Source organism: Achromobacter sp. (genome assembly GCF_036567245.1).
In the GTDB taxonomy this organism is placed as follows: domain Bacteria; phylum Pseudomonadota; class Gammaproteobacteria; order Burkholderiales; family Burkholderiaceae_B; genus Achromobacter.
In genome coordinates this window covers 25,912-33,471 of the sequence record NZ_DATCUY010000658.1, presented here as the reverse complement: position 1 = coordinate 33,471, position 7,560 = coordinate 25,912, and the positions used below count along the sequence as shown (strand labels likewise).

Annotated in this window: 5 protein-coding genes, 1 tRNA gene and 1 pseudogene; 6 read left to right on the top strand and 1 reads right to left on the bottom strand. The window is 63.4% G+C overall.

Features of this window, described 5'->3' with window-relative positions; genetic code table 11:
- The 6 genes and pseudogenes from VIR09_RS28135 to VIR09_RS28110 form a co-directional block, all read left to right on the top strand.
- Positions 1–190, top strand: a pseudogene (locus VIR09_RS28135) (FAD-dependent cmnm(5)s(2)U34 oxidoreductase); the annotation flags it as partial.
- Between the two features lie 273 nt (positions 191–463).
- Positions 464–2,689 (top strand): glycoside hydrolase family 31 protein, encoded by a 2,226-nt coding sequence (locus VIR09_RS28130; RefSeq protein WP_332015854.1) that lies wholly within the window; start codon positions 464–466, stop codon positions 2,687–2,689.
- A gap of 199 nt (positions 2,690–2,888) precedes the next feature.
- Positions 2,889–3,977, top strand: a complete 1,089-nt coding sequence (locus VIR09_RS28125; RefSeq protein WP_332015853.1) for a methionine ABC transporter ATP-binding protein — start codon at positions 2,889–2,891, stop codon at positions 3,975–3,977.
- Positions 3,934–4,587 (top strand): methionine ABC transporter permease, encoded by a 654-nt coding sequence (locus VIR09_RS28120; RefSeq protein ID WP_332015852.1) that lies wholly within the window; start codon positions 3,934–3,936, stop codon positions 4,585–4,587. The genes VIR09_RS28125 and VIR09_RS28120 overlap by 44 nt, the downstream gene beginning before the upstream one ends.
- A gap of 55 nt (positions 4,588–4,642) precedes the next feature.
- Positions 4,643–5,440: a MetQ/NlpA family ABC transporter substrate-binding protein gene (locus VIR09_RS28115; RefSeq protein WP_332015851.1), complete on the top strand. Its 798-nt coding sequence runs from the start codon at positions 4,643–4,645 to the stop codon at positions 5,438–5,440.
- 132 nt (positions 5,441–5,572) lie between these two features.
- Positions 5,573–5,648: transfer RNA gene (locus VIR09_RS28110), tRNA-Lys, on the top strand.
- 161 nt (positions 5,649–5,809) lie between these two features.
- Here VIR09_RS28110 and VIR09_RS28105 read toward each other — a convergent pair.
- On the bottom strand, positions 5,810–7,444 hold the full coding sequence (locus VIR09_RS28105) for a methyl-accepting chemotaxis protein (protein WP_332015850.1): 1,635 nt from the start codon (positions 7,442–7,444) through the stop codon (positions 5,810–5,812).
- Between the last annotated feature and the right edge of the window lie 116 nt (positions 7,445–7,560).

The window sequence follows — 7,560 nt, the reverse complement described above, 5'->3', positions numbered from 1 at the left end:
GGCCGTGCTGCCGGGGCGGCTGCCGGCGGTAGGCGAGCTACCCCAGGCCCCGGGCCTGTGGCTGGCCGTCGGTTACGCATCGCGCGGCCTGTCGTGGTCGGCGCTCATGGGCGACCTGATTGCCGCGCGCCTGGCCGGCGAGCCGTCCCCCTTGGAAACGGACCTGACGCAACTTATTTCGCCACGATGAAAAAAAGCCGGCAGGGGCGCTGGGGGGCATGTCCCAGGTGGCGTAGAATGGCAGGAATTGCCAGGATTTGGCGCCAAATTGGCCTGAGTTGCCCCCGAACCTGGCATTTTGGCGGTTCGAAGGCCGCTCCTTTCGGGGGGCGCTGGTCGAAGGCTTTAGACCCCTTTTTTGGATGAGTTTGCAATCCAAAAGAGGGACCGAGTTTATTTCAAAGCCCAAATCCGTCAAAATAGCGTCTTTTGATGGTTTTTGGCTTAAGCCGGGGGATGCTCTGTGCCGCCCAAGTTCGACTTTGCCCATACTACCCAGCTCGAAAATGTCGAGCTGCTGACGTCCCGCCCCAGTCGCATCGATTTCGACGCGGGCGATGGGTTGCACCTGGTAGTCGAGGCGCATGCGCCTGGTGTTTTTCGCCTGCGCTGCGGCGAGGCGAATCACCTTACTGATGACAAGCCCGGCGCGCGTGCTCGCGCCGTGGCGGAAATGCTGCTCGCGCGCCAAGAGGCCGTGGGCGAAGCCGTTATCGCTCCGCGCGACGATGGGGAGGGCTGGCGGATCACCCAGGGCGACGTATCCCTGGAAATCCTCTCCAACCCCGTGCGTGTTGCGATCTACCGCAACGACGAGCGGGTGTTCGAGTCCGAGGTATCCGCGCATACGGCCGCATTCGGGCACAACGCGCTGGACCAGGCCGACGACGCCGTCTGGACGGCGGGCTTCACGCTGCAGTCCGATGAACGCGTGTACGGCTTGGGCGAAACCCCGGGCGACCTGAACCGCCGCGAAGAGTCCGTGGTTTCCGACGATCCCGAGCACCGCGCCTTGCCTTTGGCATGGAGCCCGCGCGGCTGGGGCGTCTACGTCAATACGATGCGTCGCGTAGAGCATTCGGTGGGCGTTGCGCCCGCGGATTCCGCCTACGTGCTGACCGTGGACGACGTCGTGCTGGACGTGTTCCTGTTCGCCGGCGAACCTGGTGAAATCCTCAACCAGTACACCGCCCTGACCGGCCGCGCGGGCCAGCCCTTGCTGTGGGCGATGGGTGCATGGCTGCAGCAGGCCCCGGGCGAGATGCCCACGGACACCGTTGCCCTGGTGGCCCGCATGCGCGAAAACCAGATCCCGGTGGATGCCGTGACGCTGGCGCAGCCGGCGGCCTGGGGCTTCCAGTCGGACAAGACGGTTTTCGAATGGGATGCCCAGCGCTTCCCTGACGCCAAGCAGATGCTGGCGCTGTTCCACAAGCACCATGTGCATGTCGCCGCTACCGGTTTCCCTGGCGTGCTGAAGACCAGTCCGCTGTTCGAGGAACTCGAAGACCGCGGCTGGCTGCTGGCCAAGGACGACGGTTCGGCACAGGTGTTCGACGGCAACGCCGCCACCTCGGGACAGCCCTATGGTCTGCTGGACCTGACCTACCGCGACATCTACAACCTGTGGGTGGAGCGCCACCGCCAACTGGTCGAAGACGGCCTGGACGCGCCCGCGTGCGACGCCCAGATCGCCATCCCTGACGGCGTCACCGCCCGCAACGGCGAAACCGGCCCTGCGCTACGCAGCATGTATCCGCTGCTGGTGCGCCGCGCGCTGTTCGACGCGGTCGCCGGCCTGAAGGTCCCGCCGGAAGGCGTGGTGCCCAGCTCCGACCTGTTTCCCGCCGCCCAGCGCCTGCCCTGGCAGGTGGGGCCGCAGGCTGAAAACACCTGGGAAGGGCTGCGCCACACCCTGCGCACCGCCTTGTCGATCGGCGCCAGCGGCTTGCCCGTCCAGGTGCACGGCATCGGCTCGGCCGCGCGCGACCGTGCGGGCATGACGCCGGAACTGTATCTGCGCTGGCTGACGGCCGGCGTGTTCTCGTCGAACTTCGCCTTCCAAGGCGTGGACGGCTTGATGCCCTGGGACTTCGGCGAAGAAACCCTGGCGCACGCCAAGACCTGGATGCAATGGCGCTACCGCCTGGTGCCCTACGTGCTGGGCGCCATCGAGGACTCCGCGCGCACCGGCTTGCCGGTGCAGCGGTCGATGGCCATGTCGTTCCCGAACGATCCCGTCTCGCATGATTGGGACTTGCAGTACCTGCTTGGCCCGGCCCTGCTGGTGGCGCCTGTCACGGAACCCGGCAAGCAGGTGCGCGTGTACCTGCCCAAGGGCGAAGCCTGGTGGGACCTGAACACGGGGCACCGCTACGAAGGCGGTACCACCTGGACCATCGATTGCGAACTGGGCCAGTTCCCGGTGTTCGGCCGCGAGGGGCACATGCTCTGTCTGGGGCCGGCGGCGCAGCATACGGGCGAGTTCAACTCGGCCCGCATTCTGGACGAGGTCTGGATGTTCGGCATGCCCGTGCACAATCCGGTCGTCATGCGCAACAAGATCCGCGTGATGCAAATGCAGGGCTCCAGCTACATCAAGGGACTGGAAGGCCTGCGCATTTCTCCGTCCGAGGGTCTGGAGGTCAAGCGCCGCGGCGCGGAAGTCCGGATCTCGCGCGCACGCTGAAAAAACCGGCTGCGGCCGGTCCTGCAAAAACTGGGCAGTCAGGAAGGCTTTCCTTCCTGACTGCCCTTTCCGCGTTATGGCATGTGCTTCTTAGGGACGCAACCGGATGCGGGTTCGGGCTTTTATATTACTTATAGTTATTAAAAATGAAAGAAACAGTCGTTCTCTGTAGAAGAGAAAAGATACAAAATCGCTTGCCATGATTCAGATCGAGAACCTATCCAAGACCTACGCCACGCCGCATGGAGAATTCCAGGCGCTGCGCGGCATCAACCTGCACATCCAGCAGGGCGAGGTCTTCGGCATCATCGGCCCCAGCGGGGCCGGAAAAAGCACGCTGGTCCAGTGCATCAACCTGCTGGAGCGGCCCAATGAAGGCTCGATCGCCATCGGCGGCCAGTCCCTGACCGGCCTGAACGAAGCGCAACTGCGCGAGCAGCGCCGCCGCATCGGCATGGTGTTCCAGGGCTTCAACCTGCTGTCGCGCCGCACGGTGTACGGCAATGTTGCGCTGCCGCTGGAAATCGCCGGCGTGGCCAAGGCCGAGATTCCTGCCCGCGTCGAGCGCCTGCTGGCGCTGGTGGGCCTGGAGCATCTGCGCGATCGCTATCCCAGCCAGATCAGCGGCGGCCAGAAGCAGCGCGTCGGCATCGCGCGCGCCCTGGCCAACAATCCTGACGTGCTGCTCAGCGACGAAGCCACGTCCGCGCTGGATCCGGAAACCACGCACAACATCCTGGCCTTGCTGCGCGACATCAACCGCAAGACCGGCGTGACCGTGGTCATGATCACGCACCAGATGGAAGTCGTGCGCGAGGTCTGCGACCGCGTCGCCGTGCTGTCGCAGGGCGAAGTGGTCGAAATGGGCAGCACGCGCGAAGTGTTCGCGCAGCCGCGCCACGAAGTGACCCGCGCCATGGTGTCGGCCGCTACCGCGTCCGACCTGACTGACGCCACGCTGGCGGCAGTCAAGGAACGCATCCAGGCGCTCGTGGCCGCCAAGCCGGGCCAGGCGGTGCGCCTGCTGCGCCTGTCCTTGACCGGTACCGACGCGTCGGGTTCCTTCCTGTCCGACCTGTACAAACAGTTTTCCCTGGACGTGGGCCTGATCCAGGCGCGCGTGGAAGACATTCAGGGCGTGGCCGTCGGCACGATGTTCGTGCTGGCCCAAGGCGCGCCAGCTTCGGTCAAGGACGCGATTGCCGCGCTGGCCGCCCGTGACATTACCGTTGAAGAAATAGCTCATGAGTCCGCAACTGATCGACCTGCTTATTACGTCGCTGCTTGATACCCTGCTGATGGTGGGCGTGGCCAGCGCCATCGCGGTGGTGGTCGGCATTCCGCTGGGCGTGATCCTGACGGTGACCGCCCGCGGCAACATGCTCGAGAACCAGTCCGTCAACCACGCGTTGGGCGCGGTGATCAATGCCACGCGTTCGGTTCCGTTCGTCATCCTGATGGTCGCGATTATTCCGTTCACGCGCCTGGTGGCCCAGACCTCCATTGGCACCACCGCCGCCATCGTGCCCTTGTCGGTCGCCGCGATTCCGTTCATGGCCCGCATCGCCGAAAACGCCATGCGTGAAGTCGACCCAGGCCTGATCACCGCCGCCCGCGCCATGGGCGCATCGCCGATGCAGATCATCATGAAGGTGCTGCTGCCCGAGTCCTTGCCCGGCCTCATCGCCGCCACCGTCGTTACGGTCGTCAGCCTGATCGGCTACTCGGCCATGGCCGGGGCCATCGGCGGCGGCGGTCTGGGCGACCTGGCTATCCGCTACGGCTACCAGCGCTTTCAATCTGACGTGATGGCTGCCGTGGTCATCGTGCTGATCGTTCTGGTCCAGGTGATCCAGAGCCTGGGCGACCGTTACGTACGCCGCATCTCGCATCGCTGATCCTGCCGGCGCCGCATCAATTTCTCCTCACTTCCGACATTCGGGATATCGCAACATGAGCATCAAGGTTTTGAAGTCGCTGGCCGCGTTCGCACTCGGCGCCGCCGTTTTCGCCCAGCCCGCGCTGGCCCAGGACAAGCCGCTGAAGATCGGCGTGACCGCCGGCCCGCACGCCCAGATCTTTGATGTGGTGAAGCAGGAAGCCGCCAAGCAGGGCCTGAACATCCAGGTCATCGAGTTCACCGATTACGTGCAGCCCAACGTGGCGCTGTCCGCGGGCGACCTCGACGCCAACAGCTACCAGCATCAGCCCTACCTGGACAACGCCAACGCCGACCGCGGCTACAAGCTGGTCAGCATCGCCAAGACGGTGATCTTCCCCATCGGCATCTATAGCAAGAAGATCAAGTCGCTGTCCGAGTTGAAGGAGGGCGCCCGCATCGCGCTGCCGAACGACCCGACCAACGGCGGCCGCGCCCTGTTGCTGCTGCAGGCCAATGGTCTGATCAAGCTGCGTCCCGACGTCGGCCTGAAGGCGACCCCGATCGACGTGGTCGAGAACCCCAAGAAGCTGCGTTTCATCGAACTGGACGCCGCCCAGTTGCCGCGCTCGCTGGACGACACCGACGCCTCGGCCGTGAACACCAACTTTGCGTTGGAAGCGGGCCTGAATCCGGCCAAGGACGCCATCGCCCAGGAAGCGCCCGACTCGCCTTACGCCAACGTGCTGGTCGTGCGTGAAAAGGACAAGGACCGCCCCGAGTTTGCCAAGCTGATCGCCATCTACCACAGCCCGGCCGTCAAGCAGTTCATCGAGACCAAGTACAAGGGTGCCGTCGTGGCCGCCTGGTAAGTCCAAGCGCCAGCAGTCTCCTGAACGGCCGCCGAGAGCGGCCGTTTTCATTGAGGGTGGGAGCCAGCTCAGGGTTGTTGCATCGAATTTTGACAAACCACACCAAATCGGCCATAATTTCTGGCTTCGGTCGGGTTGTTAGCTCAGTCGGTAGAGCAGCGGACTTTTAATCCGTTGGTCGCGAGTTCGAGTCTCGCACAACCCACCATCCCAATTCCCGCAGTACACAGCAGCGCTGCCCAAGCAATGCTGCACCAAGAAGAAACGCCGCTATCTCTAGCGGCGTTTTTCATTGGTGTCCGGTTTACTGAACAGTTGGGGCAGGAGCGGTCGAAAGCGGCGGGGATCGCGGCCCCCCCTGCGATTCTCTTACGTCGATGCAGCGAACGCGATGAGCGCCGGCTCGGTCATGGGTACAGGCCGTGCAGTGACGGACGATGCCGTCTTGAACACTTCGACCGCCTGCAGCAGATCCCGCGCCTGCTCTGCCATCGAGAGCGCCGCCGCCGCGGATTCCTCGACCAAGGCCGCATTCTGCTGCGTCACGGAATCCAGTTGGGCGACAGCCACGTTGACTTGTTCGAGGCCGATGGCCTGTTCGCGCGAGGCAGTCGCGATCTCTCCCGTTATTGTCTTCATGCGCATGACGGATGTGACGACGTCTTCCATGTCCTGGCCCGCGCGTACGGCGAGATCCCTGCCTGCCTGGACTACGGAAGCCGAGGTCTCGATCAGATCCTTGATTTCCCTGGCGGATGTGGCGCTGCGCTGAGCCAGCGCGCGGACCTCTCCGGCCACCACGGCAAAGCCCCGGCCCTGATCTCCGGCTCTTGCGGCTTCCACTGCCGCGTTCAGCGCCAGTATGTTGGTCTGGAAGGCAATGCTCTCGATCAGCGACACGATCTGCCCGACTTTATCGGAATTGGCGGAGATCTCTGTCATGGCCGCCAGCATCTCGGATACAACGCCGCCCGCTTTCTCCGCAGCCCTGGCGCCATCGGAGGCCAGTTCATCGCCGCTGGCCGCATTGTCTTGATTCAGGCGCACGGTGGATGTCAGCTGTTCGATGCTGGCCGCAGTCTCTTCCAATGAGGCTGCCTGCTCTTCAGTGCGGTGCGACAGGTCGGCATTGCCTTGGGCAATCTGACCTGCCGCCGTCGAGATGGATGCGGCGGAAGACTTGATCGCATCGACAATCCTGGACAGGCGCGACCGCATGGTTTCCAGCCCATGCATCAGGCTGTGGTCATAGCGCGGATCGAGCTGCAGTCGGCTGCTCAGATCACCATCGGCGATGTTCACCGCCAGAAGTTGTGCATCGCCGGGATCGCCTCCCAATTGGCGCAGAATGCTGCGTGCCGTGAGACAGGCTGCAGCTACGCCCAGCAAGAGCGCGATGATGACGGTTGTTCCCACGGCCCACTGCAACTGGTTTGCGAGGGCTCGGGTATCCGCCGCGCGCGCGTCATTGAGCTGCGTCTCGAGTGCGGCGAGTGTGGACAGGGTCTCCTGGAGTACGCGCTGCTTGGGCCGCAATTCATCTTCCAACAGATGCTGAGCTTTCAGCCGGTCGCCGATCAAGCCTTCCTCCAGAACGCGGACGAATAGCGAGCGCATATCTTGTTGCGCGACTCCCGCGGCGGCGTACAGATGGCCTTCCTCGCTGGTGGTGTTGGAACGGCTTGAGAACATGCGGCCCAGCCGATCCCGCGATTCGTTGTAGAGCTTTTCCGCTTCATTTGCCCGCAGCTCTTCCGCCTTCAACACTTTCGGATCCGTGAGGAGCAGGATGTTGCGGATCGCGATGGCCTGTTCCTGCACCTGATAGCGCATATCGATGGCCAGGCGCCGCTGTTCATTGTTGATGGCGGTGATCTGGTAGACATCCTGCTCCAACTCCCGGATGCCGAACGTGCCGAGCACGCCAGACAAGAGCAGCGCCACCATGATCATTGCAAAGCCCATGGCGAGGCGAGTACGCATCTTCAGGTTTGACGGTTTCATTGCTATTTCGCTTTCAAAATGGAATTTCTGTATCGGCTTGCTCTGTCCGGACTATACGGACGCGCCGCGCGCAGAAAAAGACAGAAATTTTTTTCCACCGAGTACTTTTTTCTATC

What these genes read in the sequence shown, in the direction of transcription:
- VIR09_RS28120 (WP_332015852.1), top strand. Translation starts at nt 3,934, where the DNA reads ATGAGTCCGCAACTGATCGACCTGCTTATTACGTCGCTGCTTGATACC.
- VIR09_RS28115 (WP_332015851.1), top strand. Translation starts at nt 4,643, where the DNA reads ATGAGCATCAAGGTTTTGAAGTCGCTGGCCGCGTTCGCACTCGGCGCC.
- VIR09_RS28105 (WP_332015850.1), bottom strand. Translation starts at nt 7,444, where the DNA reads ATGAAACCGTCAAACCTGAAGATGCGTACTCGCCTCGCCATGGGCTTT.
- VIR09_RS28125 (WP_332015853.1), top strand. Translation starts at nt 2,889, where the DNA reads ATGATTCAGATCGAGAACCTATCCAAGACCTACGCCACGCCGCATGGA.